Source organism: Streptomyces sp. NPDC045021 (assembly GCF_056432645.1).
Window position 1 is genome coordinate 67,268 of sequence record NZ_JBWKIQ010000006.1, and the last position, 17,142, is coordinate 84,409.

Consider the following 17,142-nt stretch of genomic DNA (forward strand, 5'->3'; position numbering starts at 1 on the left):
GGGAGGCGCGCGATGGGCACCATGGCACCGCAGACCGATCGGCCAAGGACGCTGGCGTCGACAGCGGAATGGGCGGCGGCACGGCACGGCGACATCCCCGCACTGCGCTTCCGCGCCGGCGACGGCTGGCGCGACATCACCTACACGGAACTGCGCGACACCGTACGGCGGGCCGGCTGCGGGATCGTCGCGCTCGGCGTCGAGCCCGGTGACCGGGTGGCGATCCTGTCCGAGACCCGCCCGGAGTGGACCTACGCGCACCTTGCCGCGCTGACAGCGGGCGCCGTCATCGTGCCGGTCTATCCGACGGCCGGTGACGAGGAGGTCGCCTGGGTGCTGGGCGACTCCGGCACCTCCCTGATCCTCTGCGAGGACGACCGGCAGGCCGCCAAGGTGGAGCGGCTGCGGGACCGGCTGCCGCAACTGCGGCACGTGGTGGTGCTGAACGTGCTCGACGGGCTCGACGGGCTCGGGGCGGACGGCGCGTCCGGGACGACGGCTGCTCCGCCCGACGCCGACGCGCTCGCCGAACTGCTCGCCCGCGCCGAGGCACGCAAGCCCGAGGACCTGGCGTCCATCGTCTACACCTCGGGCACCACCGGGATGCCGAAGGGTTGCCGGCTCACCCACGGCAACTTCGGCGCCGTGCAGGACGCCACCGTGCCGCACATCGAGGGCGGCCTGCCCGGCGACACCACGTATCTGTATCTGCCGCTCGCCCACATGCTGGCCCAGCTGATCCAGTTCACGACGCTGCTGGTCGGCGGGGCGCTGTGCTTCTTCGGCGGGCGGATCGAGAACATCGTCGCGGAGCTCGCCGAGGTCAGGCCCACCCATCTGCCCTCCGTGCCGCGGCTGTTCGAGAAGGTGCACTCCCAGGTGCTGTCGCTCGCGGAGTCGCAGGAGGGTGGCAGGGAACGGTTCGAGGCGGCCGTCGCGCTCGGCGTGCGGGCGGCCGAGCTGCGGGACCGCGGCGAGGAGCTGCCGCCGGAGCTGCGGGAGGCCTACGACGCCGCGGACGCCGCGCTGTTCAGCCTGGTCCGCGCCGTCTTCGGCGGCCGGCTGCGCTGGGCGACCACCGGAGCCGCGCCGATAGCCCCGCAGACCATGGCCTTCCTGCGGGCCTGCGGCCTCGGCGTCCTGGAGGGGTACGGCATGACGGAATCCGGTGGGCTCATCGCCGTCAACCACGCCGACGACTTCCGGCACGGCACGGTCGGCCGGCCGATCGACGGCTGCGAGGTGCGGATCGCGGACGACGGGGAGGTGCTCGTCAGGGGCGCCAACGTCTTCCCCGGCTACCACGGGGACCCGGCGGCCACCTCCGAGGCGCTGGACTCCGACGGCTGGCTGCACACCGGGGACCTCGGCGCGTTCGACGCCGACGGCTATCTGACGATCACCGGCCGCAAGAAGGACATCGTGATCACGTCGAGCGGCAAGAACCTCACCCCGACACAGATCGAGTTCGCCGTCCAGCAGTCCCGCTACGTGTCCCGGGCGGTGATGATCGGCGACCGCCGCCCGTACCCGGTCGCGGTGCTCACCCTGGACCCTGACGAGATCATCGGCTGGGCGTCGCGCCACAAGAAGGTCCTGGGCGCCCGCCCGACCCGGCACCCGGCGGTGCACGCCCTGGTGCAGGAGGCCGTGGACGCGGCCAACGAGCTGGTCGCCCGGCCGGCGCGGATCCGGGGGTTCGTGATCCTCGACGAGGACCTGTCGGTGGAGTCGGGCGAACTCACCCCGACGCTGAAGATCCGCCGCTCGGTCGTCGCGGACCGGTACCGCGACCGGATCGACGCGCTCTACGCGGAACTGGCGGAACGCCCGGAGTAGCCGAGCAGGCAGGGGCCGCCGGGAAGGCCGCCGGGAAGGTCTCGGGAAAGGCAGGAGCCCCGCACCAGTGGTGCGGGGCTCCTTGGTCGTGCTTTTTAGGCGATCCCGTCGATCAGACCGGGGTTACGTTCTCCGCCTGGGGGCCCTTCGGGCCCTGGGTGACGTCGAAGTTGACCTGCTGGTTCTCCTCGAGGGAGCGGAACCCAGCGGCGTTGATCGCGGAGTAGTGAACGAAGACGTCGGGGCCCCCGCCGTCCTGGGCGATAAAGCCGAAGCCCTTTTCAGCGTTGAACCACTTCACGGTTCCGGTAGCCATAAAGCCCTCCTTGGGCCCAAAGGGTTGCCCTGCTCCAGAACCTGCAACTGCGAAGTCTGAAAACTACAAAAGCCTACGGGGTCACATGCTCCGCAGGCTCTGTACTGCAAGGGAAACCAAACTGCAACTTGCGAGGAGAGTAGCACGCAGGTTCAGGGGTGGGGAAGGGTCTCAAGATCGGCCTTTTGAGGCCCTTCCAGGGGCGGTTCCGCCGCCCGCCCGCAAGATCCGCAAGGACCAGGACTAGCCTCCTGATGTGGACAAATCTGCACCTCATGCCGAAAGCGGCCGGACCCGTCCGAGGGTCGGCCACATCCAGTTCCTGAACTGCGTGCCCCTGTACTGGGGCCTTGCCAGGACAGGGGCCCTCCTCGACCTGGAACTCACCAAGGACACCCCCGAGAAGCTCAGCGCCCAGCTGGTGCGCGGGGACCTGGACGTCGCTCCCGTCACGCTCATGGAGTACCTGCGGCACGCCGACGAACTGGTGGCGCTCCCCGACATCGCGGTCGGCTGCGACGGCCCCGTCATGTCCTGCGTCATCGTGAGCCAGCTGCCGCTCGACCGGCTCGACGGCCAGCGGGTCGCCCTCGGCTCCACGAGCCGGACCTCCGTGCGCCTCGCCGAGCTGCTGCTCACCGAGCGGTACGGGGTGAGCCCGGACTACTACAGCTGCCCGCCCGACCTGTCGCTGATGATGCAGGAGGCGCAGGCCGCCGTCCTCATCGGTGACGCGGCCCTGCGGGCCTCCCTGCACGACGCGCCCCGGCTCGGCCTGCAGGTGCACGACCTGGGCCAGATGTGGAAGGAGTGGACGGGGCTGCCGTTCGTCTTCGCCGTCTGGGCCACCCGCCGCGACTACCTCGCCCGCGAGCCCGAGGCCGTCCGCGAGGTGCACCGCGCGTTCCTCGCCTCCCGTGACCTGTCGCTGGAAGAGGTCGACAAGGTCGCCGAGCAGGCCGCCCGCTGGGAGGCCTTCGACGCCGAGCTGCTGAGCAGGTACTTCACCACGCTCGACTTCTCGCTCGGGTCCGGGCAGCTCAACGGCATCGCCGAGTTCGCCCGCCGGGTCGGCTTCCCCGAGGAGGCGCGCGTCGAACTGCTGTGACGGCGCGCGCCTCCCGGGTCCGGAGCGACTGCTGTGACGACCGGGTCGCTACAGCGCGGTCAACGGGACCTGGACGGTGCGGACCTCGCCGTCGCCCAGGTGCAGCAGGCCGCGGCCGGGCTGGATGGCCTGGCCGATGGAGCCGCGCTGCAGCCGGACGCCGACCAGGTCGCCGTCCGACATGTTCTGCGGGGACAGGAGAAGGCCGCGGCGGGCCTTCTTCATCTCGACCTGCCAGCCGTTGAACCCGCCGCAGATGTCGTCCGCGTCGCCCGCGATGACCAGGCCGATCTCCTTGCCCGTCGCGTTGCGGACCACGGACTGGAAGACCTCCCCCGCCTCGCAGTTACGCAGCAGCTCCGCATCGTCCACGATGATCACTCCGGGGCCGCTGAAGCGGGACAGCGCCTCCTGCAGCTCCGCCGTGGTGATCTCGTCGGTGCCGAAGAAGCCCACGACGCCCGGGGCGTGCTTGAGGCGGCGCAGCGGCGACTGACGGCGCGGGGTGGCCAGGATGATCTGGGTGCCGGCGGTCAGGAACGAGCGCGTCATCGTCAGCAGCGCGGTGCTGCGCCCGGAGCGGGCGGGGCCCCCGATGACGAAGCAGGGAGTGCCCTCGGCGAGGTTCGGGCCCAGCACGGTGAGCTGGTCGCCGCCGATGGCCGCCATGGACCAGAGCCGGCCGCCACCGCGCATCGCCTGCATCTCGTGCGGGTCGCGCATCTCCCACGCCTCCTCGAACTCGATCCGGGAGGGCAGCACATCGACCCGGAACGGCCGGCGGGCGCGGGGTACGGCGCTGTCCCGCTCCTTGGCCGCGGCGCCGATGGCGTGCAGGGCCGCGGACTGGGCCTGGCCGCTGGGGTCCTCGGTGAGCAGTGCCACATGGGTCTCGGTGGCGCCCTGGGCGCGGAACGCCCGGCCCGGCGGGATCTTCGCGGGGATCTTGCGCGGGTTGAGGCCGATGAGGGACAGGTCGCCCGAGTCGCTGAGCTGCAGCGCGATCTTGTTCTCGGTCAGGGTGGAGATCCGGCCGAGCAGCAGTGACCGGTCGCCCGTCATGATCACGTGGATGCCGACGGACGCGCCCTCGCGCATCAGCTGGAAGATCGTGTCGGTCAGCGAGCCGTTGTTCAGATCGCCGAGCGAGGGGGTGAAGCCCTCCCAGCGGTCGAGCAGCAGCACGATGTGCGGCAGTCGGTCCTGCTCGGCGACGCCCGTGCGCTGCTCGTTGATGTCGGTGAAGCCGCCCTCGCCGAGCAGGGCCATCCGGCGCTGCACCTCGGCGGCGAGCTTGCCGACCAGCCGGACCGCGCGGTCCGCCTCGTTGGAGCGGACCACCGCGCCGCAGTGCGGCAGCGCGGACAGCGCGAGGAGCGCGCCGTTTCCGCAGTCCAGCGCGTACAGGTGCACATCGGCGCAGGAGTTGGAGCGGGCCAGCGAGCCCGCGATGGTGCGCAGCGTCTGGGAGCGGCCCATGCGCGGGGCACCGGCGATCATCAGATGCCCGAAGGTGGTCAGGTCGATGGAGGCGGTGCGCCGCGCCTGCTCGCTCGGCAGGTCGTCGACCGCGTACGGGGCCGGCAGCAGGCCGTCGCGGGAGACGTTGACCGGGGTCTCCAACTCGTCGATGACCATGCGCTCGGTGAGCGCGGGCAGCCACGGGCTGTGCTGCGGTGGCAGCCCCAGCTGCTCGTTGGCGCCTTGGATGGCCTCGACGAGGACGGCGAGGTCGGTCAGCAGGTCGTCGTCGTTGGTGCGGGGACCGGCCGGCCGCTCGGGGACCGGGCGGCCGAGGCCGTCCCAACCGATCTGCACGGTCCACGGCGCGGGGGCCTTGGTGGCGACCTGGCCGGGCCGCCGGCCGCCGACGCGGCCGGACTGGAACGGCAGCAGCGACGAGGCGCCGAGCCGCACATAGGCCCGGCCCGGCGTGGACTTGGCGATGTATCCGGCGTCCGGGGCGTCGATGACGTCGGAGGATTCGCTGGCGTCGGTGACGCGCAGGGCGATGCGGAGGTTGGTGTTGGCGCGGATCTCGGGCGAGACCACACCCGAGGGGCGCTGGGTGGCGAGGATGAGGTGGATGCCGAGCGAACGGCCTCGCTGGGCGATGTTGACCAGGCCGGTGACGAAGTCGGGCAGCTCACGGGCCATCGAGGCGAACTCGTCGATGACGATGAGCAGCCGGGGCATCGCCGCGAGGCCCGGGTTGGTGCGCATCGCGATGATGTAGTCCTCGAGGTCCTTGGCGCCGGCGGCCGCGAGGGTGTGCTCGCGGCGGCGCAGCTCGGCGCCGAGCGACTCCAGGGCCCGCTCCACCAGGTGCGTGTCGAGGTCGGTGACCATACCCACGGTGTGCGGCAGCTTCACGCAGTCCTTGAAGGCCGCGCCGCCCTTGTAGTCGACGAGGACGAACGTCATCGCGTCCGGCCGGTTGGCGACCGCCAGCGAGGCCACGATGGTCTGCAACAGCTCGGACTTGCCGGAGCCGGTGGTGCCGGCGACCAGGCCGTGCGGCCCGTCGCGGACCAGGTCGATGGCGAACGCGCCGTCGAAGGACGAGCCGACCACGGCCTGGGTGGAGCGGCCGCCCATGCTCCAGCGGGCGGCGATCCCGCCGACGGTGGGCGGCTCCATCTCGATCACGTCCAGCAGCCGGCAGGCGTCCGGCAGGGCCGCGCCCTCGTCACCGCTGACGTCGCGGATCGGGGCCATCGCGCGGGCCATCTGCTCGCCCCACGCGGCGGTCACGCAGTCGGGCCGTACCGCGGAGACCGGCTCGACACCGGCCATCGAGACCTGCAGCAGCCCGTAGTAGTCCTCCTCGACGAGCGCGCGGCACTCCTCCGGGAGCAGTCGGCGGTCGGCGTCGAGGCAGATGAGGTGGATGCCGACGCGGGGGCCGTCGCGCAGCACCTGGGTGAGTCCGGGCAGCGCGCGCAGCCGCCGGGAGCCGTCGAGGACGACGAGGATCGTGGGGCCGCCCCAGGCCTGGTTGGGCTGGGAGCCGGCCTCGCGGGCCGCGTCCTGGCGGGAGGTGACCTGGGCGAGCAGCTCGCTGATCCGGCGGGCGACGCTGTCGGCGTCGGTGCCGATCAGGGCCAGCGCGGACTGGCCCTCGCGGGCCCTGGCGTGCGGCAGCCAGCGCACCCACTCCCAGCCCTCGCGGCCGCTGGGGTCGGTGAGCACGCAGATCTGCAGGTCGGCGGGGGAGTGCAGGGCGGCGGCCTGGGCCACCAGCCAGCGGCCGATGGCCCGCGGCAGTTCACCGCGCCCGGCGACGCCGAGTACGCCGTGCTGCTGCATGGGGACGGTCACCGGGACGTCGGACAGCTTCCGGGCCTCGTTGCGCTTGTGCTCCTCCTGGGCCGGGTCCGAGACCTGGACCTCGGTGGGGAGGGTTCCGGTGCCGACGCGCAGCATCCCGTAGTCCGGGTCGGAGCGCCGCCGTTCCCACAGCCGCTGGCTGGGCCCGGTCGCGGCGACCAGCACCTCGGCCGGGTCCGGGGCCTGGGTGCGGCGGGCGGCGGTGTCGGCGGCCATGGCCTTGCGGGCCTGCCGCTCGATCGACTCCTTGTGCGTCTCGTAGTCGGCGTTGGTCTGGCGGAACGACTTCTTGCCGTGCTTCTTGTCGTTCACGTAGTTGCCGACCATGGCGATCGGGCTGAGCACCGCCATGAACAGGAAGCGCGGCTGGTGCATCATCATCGCCATGACGACGGCGCCGAACAGCGGCACGACCGCCATCAGCCAGGGCATCGGCCGGTTCTCGGACTGCTTGGGCTTGCTCGGCAGCTGGAAGTTGGTGGGCCGCGGCGGCGGGGTGATGCGCGGCGGCCGGTTGTAGTCGAGACCGGTGCCGTCCTCGGAGGGCTTGAGGGCGGTGTCCGGGAAGCTGGGCAGGCTCAGTTCCAGCAGGGTCTGTCCGGCGGCGACGACGCTGCGCGGCCGCCACGGGCTCGCGTCGGTGAGCGGCTTGCCGTCGATGGTGGCGGAGCTGCCGAAGGACGGGTGGACGGTGACGGTCCCGTCGACCGCGACATCCACCTCCACCGCGGAGTGCGGCAGCGCCGGGTCGTTGAGCCGGATCCACGCGTCGGGTCCGCTGCCGACGACGGCGACGCCCGGGCCGAGCCGGTGCACGCCGCCCGCGTCGGGGCCACCCACGATCCGAACTTCCACGGTGCCCTGGGCGTCCGGCACCGGGCAGGCGTCGGGAGCGGACACGCTGACCACCGCGCCGTCGCGCACCGGCGAGGCGTCCAGGCTCAGATCGGGGTCGATCTGGAAGCCGTTGATGTGCAGGGCCGGCGGGCCCTGTCCGTCCTCCGGACGTCCGAGCAGCCGGCCGATCTCCGCCGCGAGCGCCCCGACGGGCGCCGCGGGGTCGGCGTCGACCAGCATGTCCGCACGGTCGTCACGGACCGGGTCGATCACGCTGAGCTGGAGTTCCACTGCCGTCCCCCTGCACCACTGAGCACTACTGGTATTTGCTGTTGACCATCATGCAACAGGTCGATGACAACGCACCGGCCGGACCGGCCGGAACCGGGCCCGCGGCGACAGGTGTCCCTGACGGTGGGAGGGTCAAGAGTGAGAGAATTGACGGGCATTGGACGCGGAAGCCGCGCGCGTGGGCGGCCGCAGAACCGACGGGGGAAGAATGGGTAATCCTGACCGATTGAAGGTGGATCTGGGCGGTTTGGAGGATTTTGCCTCCAACCTCGAGTCCGTACGGACCACGATGAACGGGACGCGCAAGCTCTTCGAGTCCTACGAGGCGAAGCTCGGCTCCGGGAAGGTCGCGGACGCGCTGGAGAGCTTCGAGCACAACTGGAAGGACGGCCGGAAGGAGATCGACGGGCACCTGGAGGGTCTGGCCAAGATGGCCAACACCGCGGTGCGCGAGATCCGGAAGGCGGACAAGCAACTCGCCGACGACTTGGCGAAAGCGGCAAAGGGTGAGGGCGACAAGTAGTGAGTGCGACTCCGCGGGTGATGCCGGTCGAGCGGGAGGGCTTCTCGCTCACCGTGCCGATGACATGGTGGGAATTCGACCTGCACCCGGCCAGCCGGGACGAGAGCATCCGCCGGCTGATGGCGCAGCGCGTGCAGGAGAACCCGGCGATCGGCGAACACCGCGACGTTCTGGCCAAGTTCCTGCGCAGGGCGGCGCGTGAGGCGTACGACAGCGGGGCGGTGTACGTCGGTTGCATGGCGCAGAACTTCGGCGGGGTGCCGCTGACCGCCTCCGTCACCGTGTCGCTGGTGGGGGCGCGGACGCCCGAAGGGCAGTTGCTGGCCACGGATCCGGCGTCGATCGTGGCGGGGCTGCGCGAGAAGCCGGCCCGGCGCGAGGGCGACGCGTGGCGGAAGGTGACCACGGTGGAGATCCCGGAGACCGGCGCCGCCGCCCGTACGTACGGGATCGAGGACATCGAGATCCCCGGTGACACCAAGACCGTGCGCACCGTGCTGATGCAGACGTTCATCCCGCTGCCGGGCAGCGCGGACCGGGTCGCACTGGTCGCCTGCAGCAGTCCGGTGCTCGATCTCGCGGACTCGTTCTTCGACGTGTTCGACGCCGTGACCTCGACGTTCCGCTACCGGGAACCGCAGGCTGCACCCGCGCCGTCCTCACCCGTAAGCTGAGACTTCTGCAGACCATCACATCAATCTGCGACCCAAAGGCCACGGGGGTCGGCCCTGCGGCAAGGCCAATGGAAGGTATTTCTCTATGTCTAATGTGAACGTTACATACCAGGACATGCGTGACGCGGCCACCAAGCTCAAGACGGGCCAGGCCGAGATCACGGAGAAGCTGAACACGCTGCACAAGTTCGTTCAGGGTCTGGTGAACGGCGGCTACGTGACGGACCGCTCCTCGAAGCAGTTCGACCAGTCGTACACCGAGTTCAACACCGGTGCCACCAAGACCATTGAGGGCCTTGAGGGCATGGGCAAGTTCCTCGAGAGTGCCGCGCAGGCGTTCCAGTCCGCGGACGAGGAGCTCGCCAAGGGCCTCGGCCACTGATCGAGCAGCAACGGATGCGCCGCAGCGGATCATCGCTGCGGCGCATCGTGCGTCACGGGCGCGGCCGGGGGGCACACTCCGCTCAGAGGAGGCTCTGATGCAGCCGTTGGCTACGACAGATCCGTCGTCGATCGGCCCGTACCGTCTGCTCGGCCGGCTGGGAGCCGGTGGGATGGGCCGGGTGTATCTCGGCCGCAGTCCCGGCGGGCGCACGGTCGCGGTGAAGGTGGTCCGTTCCGAGTTGGCCGAGGACACCGAGTTCCGTACCCGCTTCCGCCGTGAGGTGGACGCGGCCCGGCTGGTGGGCGCGGCGTGGAGCGCGCCGGTGCTGGACGCGGACACCGAATCGCCGGTGCCGTGGATCGCCACCGGGTACATCGCGGGACCCACGCTCGCCGACGCCGTCAGCGAGTTCGGACCGCTGCCGCCGAGCGGAGTACGGACGTTGGGCGCCGGGCTCGCCGAGGCACTGGACGCGGTGCACCGGCTCGGCCTGCTGCACCGCGACATCAAACCGTCCAACGTGATGCTCTCGCTCGACGGCCCGGTCCTCATCGACTTCGGTGTCGCCCGCGCCATGGACGCCTCCGGCGCGTCCGTCACCGGCAGCGGTGTGGTCGTCGGCTCACCGGGCTACATGTCGCCCGAGCAGGTGCTCGCCCGGCCGCTCGGCGCGGCCTCCGACGTCTTTGCCCTCGGCTCCGTGCTCGCCTTCGCGGCGACCGGGCACGGCCCGTTCAGCGGCGACAGCGCCGCCTCGCTGCTCTACAAGGTCGCCCACGAGGAGCCGGAACTCGACGGTGTACCGGCCGAGTTACGGGATGTGGTGGAGTCCTGCCTCGCCAAGGCGCCGGCCGTCCGTCCCACTCCCGCCGAGGTCGCGGCGCGGCTCTCGCCCGACGGCGCCGCAGCCCTCGTGCGCCAGGGCTGGCTCTCCCGGCCGCTGATGGCGCAGCTCGGCCGCCATATGGTCGAACTGCTGGACCTGGAGGCGGCTCCGCTGTCCGCGCGCTCCGAGGTGACGCCCGCCGGCGCGCCCCTGGGGTCGGCGTACGGCTCGTTCGGTCCGCCGCCCGCGCTGTCGCACTCCCTGGGCACGGAACGGACGGACGGGCCGCGCGACGCCGTCCCGGGAACCGTGGATCCCGGTGCGGGAGCCGCACCGGAACCTCCTGTACGGCGCGGGCGCCGCAGGCTGTTCGCCGCGGTGGCCGTGGTGCTGGCCGCCGCTCTCGCCGCGACCGCCGTCGTCCTGCTCCGGTCGGAGGACAAGCCGGCCGGCACCACCGACGGCGGGCCCGGGAGCGGCGCCCCGTCCACCGGCGCCGTCACCGGAACGGTCACCGGGTCGGTGCCCGCCGCGTTCATCGGCACCTGGCAGGGCAGCACCGTCTCCACGAACGGCGTGCCCAACGGGGTTCTGACGGTGACCGTCAAGGCGGGGCGGATCGGCGAGAACGTCGGCGACAGCAACGTGGACCTGCTGGGCGTGCTCAACTGCGCAGGCACGTGGAAGCTGGTCTCCGCGACCACCACAGTGCTGGTCTTCGACTCGACGGCCGGTGACCCGGGCGCGACGAGCGGCTGTTCCAAGGGCGCCACCGCGGAGCGGCTGACCCTCAAGGACGCCGCGACGGTGATCTACACCACCAACGACGCCGGGGCCGGCCGCCCCAGCGGTGACCTGAAGAAGATCAAGTAGCCCGAGGGAGCGGCCGGGTGGTGGTCAGCCGGTCGTCTTGCACAGCTCCTTGGACGGTGCGAACTGGAACTTGCCGTCCACCGAGATGACCGCGTTGACGGTGTAGCACGTGTCGGCCGTCACCGACCCGGCCGTGAACACCACCGCGGGCTCATTGCCGTTCGGCGTCTTCTGCAGCGGCTCGCCGCCACCCGGCACCACGGCCCGCACGACGTAGCCGGCGACCTGCGCGGCCTGCGTCGGAGGCTTCCACGTGATCTGCACATTTCCGTTGGCCTTCACGGCCTGCACGTTCTGCGGCATCAGCCCCGCCAGCTTGTCCGCCGGCACCTGCACCGGGGCGGCGCTCGACGTCGGGCCGGGAGCCGTGGAGGCGCTGGAGGACGCCTTCGGCTTGGGCTTCGAGCCCTTGTCGCGCAGTACCAGCGTGGCCGTGGTCGCCGCCGCGGCGAAGACCACCAGCGCGGTGGCCGCCGCGATGAGCCGCTTGCGCGACTGCCGCTTGGCCTCGTCCTGCGCCCGCGCGCCCGCCTGTTCGACGGCCGCCTGCTCCTCCGGCGTCAGATCGTCCGCCGGGTCCCAGCCCGGCAGCGGCGACTCCATCGCGGGCTCCGGCTCCAGCGCGGGCACCCTCGTCGCGGACGCGGGCGACAGCAGCGCCCGCAGGGAGCGGTGCACCTCCGTCAGCGGCGGCCGCCCCTCCGGGTTCGCCGACATCATCCGGCGCACGAGGATGAGCAGCGGGTCCGGTATGTCGTGGCGGTGTGCCGGGTACGGCAGCTCGCCGCGCAGCACCTCCGCGTAGAGCGCGGACCAGGACGTGCGGCCCGCGTCCGCGTACGCCGGTTCGCCGTTGAGCAGCGCGTACAGGGTCGCGCCGAGGCTGTACACGTCGGCCGCCGGGCCCGGCTTCTCCCAGCCGAACAGCTCGCGCGGCACGAACATCGGGTCGAAGACCGCACCCAGCTGCGGCGCGGAGCGCTGCAGGACGCGCGCGAGACCGTGGTCCGCGAGGAGCGCGTCGCCGTTCTCGTCGAAGAGGATGTTGGCCGGCCGGACGTCCAGGTGCAGCACTCCGCGGCGGTGCGCGGAGTGCAGCGCCAGCGCCAGGCGGGTGCCGATGACGATCGTGTCGTCGACGGGGAACGGGCCGGAGTTCGCGAGCTTCGCCTGCGCGTTGCCGCCGCGGCAGAACTGCTCCACCAGGTACGGGCGGTGGTCGGCGGTGAAACCGGCGTCCTCCACCGTCACCGAGCAGGGATGCCGGGCCGCGGCGCCCGCCGACAGGAGTTCGGAGTGCGCGGCCAGCCGGGTGCTCTCGTCGTCGACCGTGACGGCGAGCAGCTTGACGGCCACCTCGGCGCCGGTCGCCTCCTCGGCGCACAGCAGAACGGCACTGTGCCGCCCGGTGCCGACCTGCCGGAGCAGCTTGTACCCCGGCGGGAGACGGTATCCCTCCGACGAGGTCTGCTGGGGTACGGCGACGGAACCCTCGGCACTCTCCGAGTTCTCCGTCGTGCCCTGCCCGCGCCTTCCCGGCGTCCGGTCCACCGATGTCCTCCCGTGCCTCACGCGTCTCACGACAACCTACCGCCTCGGGCGGTCGGCCGGTTCGGCGCCCGTGCCCTGTGGTTTATGCCCCGTCCCGCCGCAGCCGCAGTGCGCGAGTGACCCGGTCGCGTCTGGGGATGGCGCGGATCACGACGCGTTCGATGGCGTCGCAGTGTGCCCAGGCGGCGTCGGCCGACGCCTGGTCGGGGGTGCGGCCGGCGTAGCCGACCTCGTTCACGAGGCGGGCGAGATCGGGGAGATGCTCGCCGGCGGCGCCGCCCACCCGGGTCGCCCCGAACGCGGCGACCTCCTCCGCGGTGTGCGCCCCGGTGGCGGGCAGCCCGATCTCGGTGAGCCGGTCGACGATCTGCTGCCAGGCGCCGAGCACCCGCTGCCGTACGTCGGCGGCGCCGCGCCGTCTGGCCCGCCGCCGCCAGGGCAGCCAGGCCGCGTAGAGCAGATAGCCGAGGACGAGGAGCAGCACGCCTGCCGCGGCGTAGATCCACCAGGGGGTGCCGGCGGCCGGTGCGGCCGTGGGCCGCGGTGTGGCGGCGGCCTTGGGTGGTGCGGACGGCCGCGGCTGGTCGGTGATCTGCTGGTCGACCGTCTTGCGGTCCTTGGTCTGGCCGGCCGGGGCGACCGAGGTGCCGTCCTTCGACGTGGTGCCCGGCGTCGGGTAGAAGGGGACCCAGCCGATGCCCTTGAACTCCACCTCGGGCCAGGCCAGTACGTCCTTGCCCGTCACCTGCCAGGTGTCGGCACCGGTCTTCGTGCCGGGCCGGAAGCCGACCACCACCCGGGAGGGCAGCCCCAGGGTGCGGGCGAGCACGGCGAACGAGGCGGCGAACTGCTCGGAGGTGCCGCGCTTGCCCTCGGTGAGGAAGAACTCCAGACCGCGGTAGGTGTGCCCGGGGATGGCCCGCGGGTCGAACTGGTAGGACTCGCGCAGCCAGTCGGCGAGCTTCACGGCCTGCTCGTACGGGAAGGAGCTGCCCTCGGTGGCCTTCGCGGCGATCTTCGTGAAGGACGCGACGGACGGGATGGGCTGGTCGGCCGCGTCCGTGCGCGGGAGTTCGACGAGCGCCGGGTCGTCGGCGGCCGGGGCGTACTGCAGCCGCTGGACGTCGTAGACCGGCAGCCGGGACACGGCGGTGTAGCTGAAGCCGCTGGGCGCCGTCCGGTCGGTGGCCAGCACGCCGGCCGCCGGGTCCACCGACAGGTCGGTGCGGTCCGGCAGCGTCACGGCCGAGGGCCGGTCGGCCGCCGGCAGCCAGATGCCGGGCAGCGACTGGACGGTGAAGCGCTGGGTGACGTCCTGCCGCTTGCCCGGGTCGACGCCGCGTTCCGCGGGGACCCGGCCGCCGGTGCGGGTCAGCTTCGCGGTGCTGGACCACGTGGTGCCGTTGTACGCGTCCAGCACGGCCAGCCGGTAGTTGGTCTCGGCGGCGGTGCGGACGATGAAGACCTTGGCGTCGCCGTTGCGCATCAGCGCCGCGACCTGGTCCAGCGGACTGATGGACTCCGGACGGACGGTGGGCGGGGTGATCGCGTCCCGTGGGTCGTACGAGGCGCCGAGCCCCGGCAGGTTGGGCCCGGTCAGCGCGGCGACGAGGGTGAGGCCGAGGACGATCGGCAGCCCGAGCGCCAGCCCGCGCAACGACAGGCTCACCCGCGAGCGGACCAGCGCCAAGAGCGCGGTGAGCGCGGCCAGCGCGGCGACCACCGGGTGGTTGGAGCCGGGGCCGTCCACGCCGAGCACCAGCGGGAAGCCGAAGGCGAGCACCGCGGGCAGCGCCGGGAGCAGCGGGGTGCGGGTGCGCAGCGCCAGTTCGGCGGAGGCGAAGGCGGCGAGCCACAGCACCGCGTGCGGCAGCACCAGCAGCCGCGCCTCACCGGGGACGGGAAGGATGGTGGTCAGGATGGCGTGCGGGGCGTCGAGCAGCGCGGGCCACATCGCGCGCGGCCCGCCGTCCCGGAACATCGTGAACCAGACCGTCCCGGTCCAGGCCGCGACGGTCAGCACGATCGACGGCCAGAGCGGGCCGGTGCGGCCCTTGCGGGACAGGGCACCCGACAGCACCGCGGACAGCGCGATCGGCGCGAGGACGGAGGTCGCGAGGACGGGGAGCAGGTCGCGGGTGTCGAACACCCGGTGCCAGCCCAGGCCGGAGGCGGCGAGCAGCGCGGCGACGGGCAGCAGCGACCACAGGCGACGGGCGCGCCCGAGGCCGTCGCCCCGGGTCGCGACCGGGGTCGTCGGACGTTCGGCGCGCGGCCCGGTGGGCGCGGGCGCGGCCCAGTCCCAGTTCGGGCCGCCGCCCTGCGGCGGCAGCGGCGCGGTGCGCGCGGGACGTGTGGTGGCGCTCAACGGACCGCCTCCCAGCGCCAGCCGGCCAGCAGCGCGTCCAGGGACGCGATGTGCAGTTGCGGAACGTCGACGGTGGCGCTGGACACGCCCTGCGCGTCGGGCGCGGCCATGTCCTGGCCGGCCCGCAGCATCGTGACGCGGTCGAAGCGCCGCCGGACCCGGCCGAGCGCCGTCAGCCCGTCGGTGTCGCCGGTGCCGGTGACGACGACCAGCGAGCCGCCGCCCCGGTGGTGCTCCAGACCGTCGAAGGCGGACGCGGCCGAGCGCAGGTCGGAGCGGCCGATGAGGGCGAGCCGGTCCAGCAGCGCGTCGGCGTCGTTGCCGGAACCGTCGGTGTGCAGGATCGGGCCCGCCTCGCTCACCACGTGCACGGGGAAGTTGGAGCGGGCGGCGGCGTACGCGATGGACGCGGCTGCGTCGACGGCCAGCTCGAAGTCGTCGTCCGAGACGTACGCGCCGGGCCGGGTGTCCAGCACGAGCGTGGTGTGCGGCAGCGACACGTCGACCATCTGCCGGACCATGAGGGTGCCGGTCCGGGCGGTGGACCGCCAGTGCACCCGGCGCAGATCGTCGCCGAGCACGTACTCGCGCAGGGCGTGGAAGGTCAGCGACCCGTCGTCTGCGGTGTCGGAGGTCGGGCCCTCGACATGGTGCGCCTTGCCGGACGGCAGCACCGGCAGCAGACAGATGCGCGGCCGTACGACGAGGGTGTCGGCGGAGCCGTAGGAACGGATCCGGCGCGCCAGACCGAGCGGGTCGGTGCGCTCCAGCCGCAGCGGGCCGACGGTGATGCGGCCGCGCCGGGCGGTCGGCAGCGCGTAGTGCAGTTCCTGCGAGCCGCCCGCGCGCAGCACCGGCACATCCATGGTGAGCGGCTGGTCGCCGCACATGTCGGTGGCTCGCAGCCCGCGCCGGGTGCGGGTACCGGTGTTGGTGAGCGTGACGATGCCGTCCGCCGGGTCGCCCCGGCCGACCTTGCGCGGCGCGATCCGGCGCTCCGCGGCCAGTTGCGGCCTGGGCACCGTCCAGACGACGGCCGCGACGACCGCGACCAGGCAGGTCAGCCCGAGCGCGGCGGCCTCTCCGTACCCGTACCCGTAACCGGCGCCCAGCAGGGCGGCGCCGGCCAGCAACGTGCCCCAGCCGGTGGCGGACAGCGGGCCGGCGCCCGAACGGCGGGTGGCGTCGGCCCCGGCCATCAGATCCGCGCCCCGCCGGCCGCCTGCGGCACCGGCACCGTCGCCAGGACCTCGGCGATGACGTCCGCGCCCGTACGGCCGCTCAACTCGGCCTCCGGGGTGAGGATCAGGCGGTGTGCGAGGACGTGCACGGCGAGCGCCTTGACGTCCTCGGGCAGCGCGTAGCCACGCGACTGCGAGGCGGCCCGCACCCGGATGGCGCGCAGCAGCGCGACGGATCCGCGCGGGGACGCGCCCAGCCGGACGTCGGGCAGCGAGCGGGTCGCCGCGACGATCCGCACGATGTAGTCGTAGAGCTGCTCGGCGACCTGCACCTGCGTCGCGACCTGGATGAACTCCGCGATGTGGTGCGAGGAGGCGATCGTCGAGAGGGAGTCGGGCGAGGTGTTGGCGGCGGAGCCGGTGAGGACCGCGACCTCCGAGGCGTGGTCCGGGTAGCCGACCGTGACGCGCATCAGGAAGCGGTCGAGCTGCGCCTCGGGCAGCGCGTACGTGCCGCCCATGTCCACGGAGTTCTGCGTGGCGAGCACCATGAAGGGGCGCGGCACCGGGTGGGTCTTGCCGTCGGCGGTGACCCGGCGCTCCTCCATGACCTCCAGCATCGCGGACTGCGTCTTGGGCGAGGCGCGGTTGATCTCGTCACCGAGCACGATGTTCGCGAAGACCGGACCCGGCAGGAAGTCGAACGTCCCGGTGTTCTGCCGGTAGATCGTCACGCCGGTGATGTCGGACGGCAGCAGGTCGGGCGTGAACTGCACCCGTGCGAAGTTCGCCTCGATCGACGCGGCCAGGCAGCGCGCCAGCGTCGTCTTGCCCGTCCCCGGCACATCCTCGATGAGCAGGTGCCCCTCCGCGAACAGGCAGGTCAGCGCCAGCTCGACGGTGTCGCGCTTGCCCTTGACCACACGCTCGATGTTGTCCCCGAGCGCGTGGAAACACTGGGCGAAGAGCGCGACGGCGTCGTTCTGCTGGTACTGCGGGGGAACGCTCATGACGTGCTCGCACTTCGGTTGTCGGTGAGG

At 72.4% G+C, this 17,142-nt stretch carries 12 protein-coding genes; 6 read left to right on the forward strand and 6 right to left on the reverse strand.

Features of this window, described 5'->3' with window-relative positions:
- The first annotated feature begins 12 nt into the window (after positions 1-12).
- Positions 13-1,839 (forward strand): AMP-dependent synthetase/ligase, encoded by a 1,827-nt coding sequence (locus AC07DC_RS19470; protein ID WP_478915663.1) that lies wholly within the window; start codon positions 13-15, stop codon positions 1,837-1,839.
- Between the two features lie 112 nt (positions 1,840-1,951).
- On the opposite strand, the gene AC07DC_RS19475 is transcribed toward AC07DC_RS19470, so the two are convergent.
- Positions 1,952-2,155, reverse strand: coding sequence for a cold-shock protein (locus AC07DC_RS19475; RefSeq protein ID WP_014144190.1), 204 nt, complete (start codon positions 2,153-2,155; stop codon positions 1,952-1,954).
- A gap of 256 nt (positions 2,156-2,411) precedes the next feature.
- Here AC07DC_RS19475 and AC07DC_RS19480 point away from each other — a divergent pair, with 256 nt between their 5' ends.
- Positions 2,412-3,263, forward strand: a complete 852-nt coding sequence (locus AC07DC_RS19480) for a menaquinone biosynthetic enzyme MqnA/MqnD family protein (protein ID WP_478915664.1) — start codon at positions 2,412-2,414, stop codon at positions 3,261-3,263.
- Positions 3,264-3,311: 48 nt separating this feature from the next.
- Here the strand turns inward: AC07DC_RS19480 and AC07DC_RS19485 are convergent, their stop codons facing one another.
- A complete protein-coding gene (locus AC07DC_RS19485) occupies positions 3,312-7,721 on the reverse strand; it encodes an FtsK/SpoIIIE domain-containing protein (protein ID WP_478915665.1) in 4,410 nt (1,469 codons plus the stop codon).
- Positions 7,722-7,968: 247 nt separating this feature from the next.
- Between AC07DC_RS19485 and AC07DC_RS19490 the strand changes: the two genes are divergently transcribed.
- The 4 genes from AC07DC_RS19490 (at position 7,969) to AC07DC_RS19505 (ending at position 11,002) form a co-directional block, all read left to right on the forward strand.
- Entirely contained in the window at positions 7,969-8,244 is a 276-nt protein-coding gene (locus AC07DC_RS19490) for a hypothetical protein (protein ID WP_478915666.1), read from the forward strand.
- Positions 8,244-8,918, forward strand: a complete 675-nt coding sequence (locus tag AC07DC_RS19495; RefSeq protein ID WP_478915668.1) for a hypothetical protein — start codon at positions 8,244-8,246, stop codon at positions 8,916-8,918. The genes AC07DC_RS19490 and AC07DC_RS19495 overlap by 1 nt, the downstream gene beginning before the upstream one ends.
- Before the next feature lie 85 nt (positions 8,919-9,003).
- Positions 9,004-9,300, forward strand: a complete 297-nt coding sequence (locus tag AC07DC_RS19500) for a WXG100 family type VII secretion target (protein ID WP_478915669.1) — start codon at positions 9,004-9,006, stop codon at positions 9,298-9,300.
- 97 nt (positions 9,301-9,397) lie between these two features.
- Positions 9,398-11,002 carry a serine/threonine-protein kinase gene (locus AC07DC_RS19505; RefSeq protein ID WP_478915670.1) on the forward strand — a complete coding sequence of 535 codons (1,605 nt, stop codon included), beginning with the start codon at positions 9,398-9,400 and terminating at the stop codon, positions 11,000-11,002.
- Between the two features lie 24 nt (positions 11,003-11,026).
- On the opposite strand, the gene AC07DC_RS19510 is transcribed toward AC07DC_RS19505, so the two are convergent.
- The 4 genes from AC07DC_RS19510 to AC07DC_RS19525 form a co-directional block, all read right to left on the reverse strand.
- Positions 11,027-12,553, reverse strand: a complete 1,527-nt coding sequence (locus tag AC07DC_RS19510; RefSeq protein WP_478915671.1) for a serine/threonine-protein kinase — start codon at positions 12,551-12,553, stop codon at positions 11,027-11,029.
- Between the two features lie 82 nt (positions 12,554-12,635).
- A complete protein-coding gene (locus AC07DC_RS19515) occupies positions 12,636-14,921 on the reverse strand; it encodes a transglutaminase TgpA family protein (RefSeq protein ID WP_478915672.1) in 2,286 nt (761 codons plus the stop codon).
- A complete protein-coding gene (locus AC07DC_RS19520) occupies positions 14,918-16,120 on the reverse strand; it encodes a DUF58 domain-containing protein (protein ID WP_478915673.1) in 1,203 nt (400 codons plus the stop codon). Before AC07DC_RS19520 ends, AC07DC_RS19515 begins: the two co-directional genes overlap by 4 nt.
- Positions 16,120-17,112: an AAA family ATPase gene (locus AC07DC_RS19525; RefSeq protein WP_478915674.1), complete on the reverse strand. Its 993-nt coding sequence runs from the start codon at positions 17,110-17,112 to the stop codon at positions 16,120-16,122. Before AC07DC_RS19525 ends, AC07DC_RS19520 begins: the two co-directional genes overlap by 1 nt.
- Between the last annotated feature and the right edge of the window lie 30 nt (positions 17,113-17,142).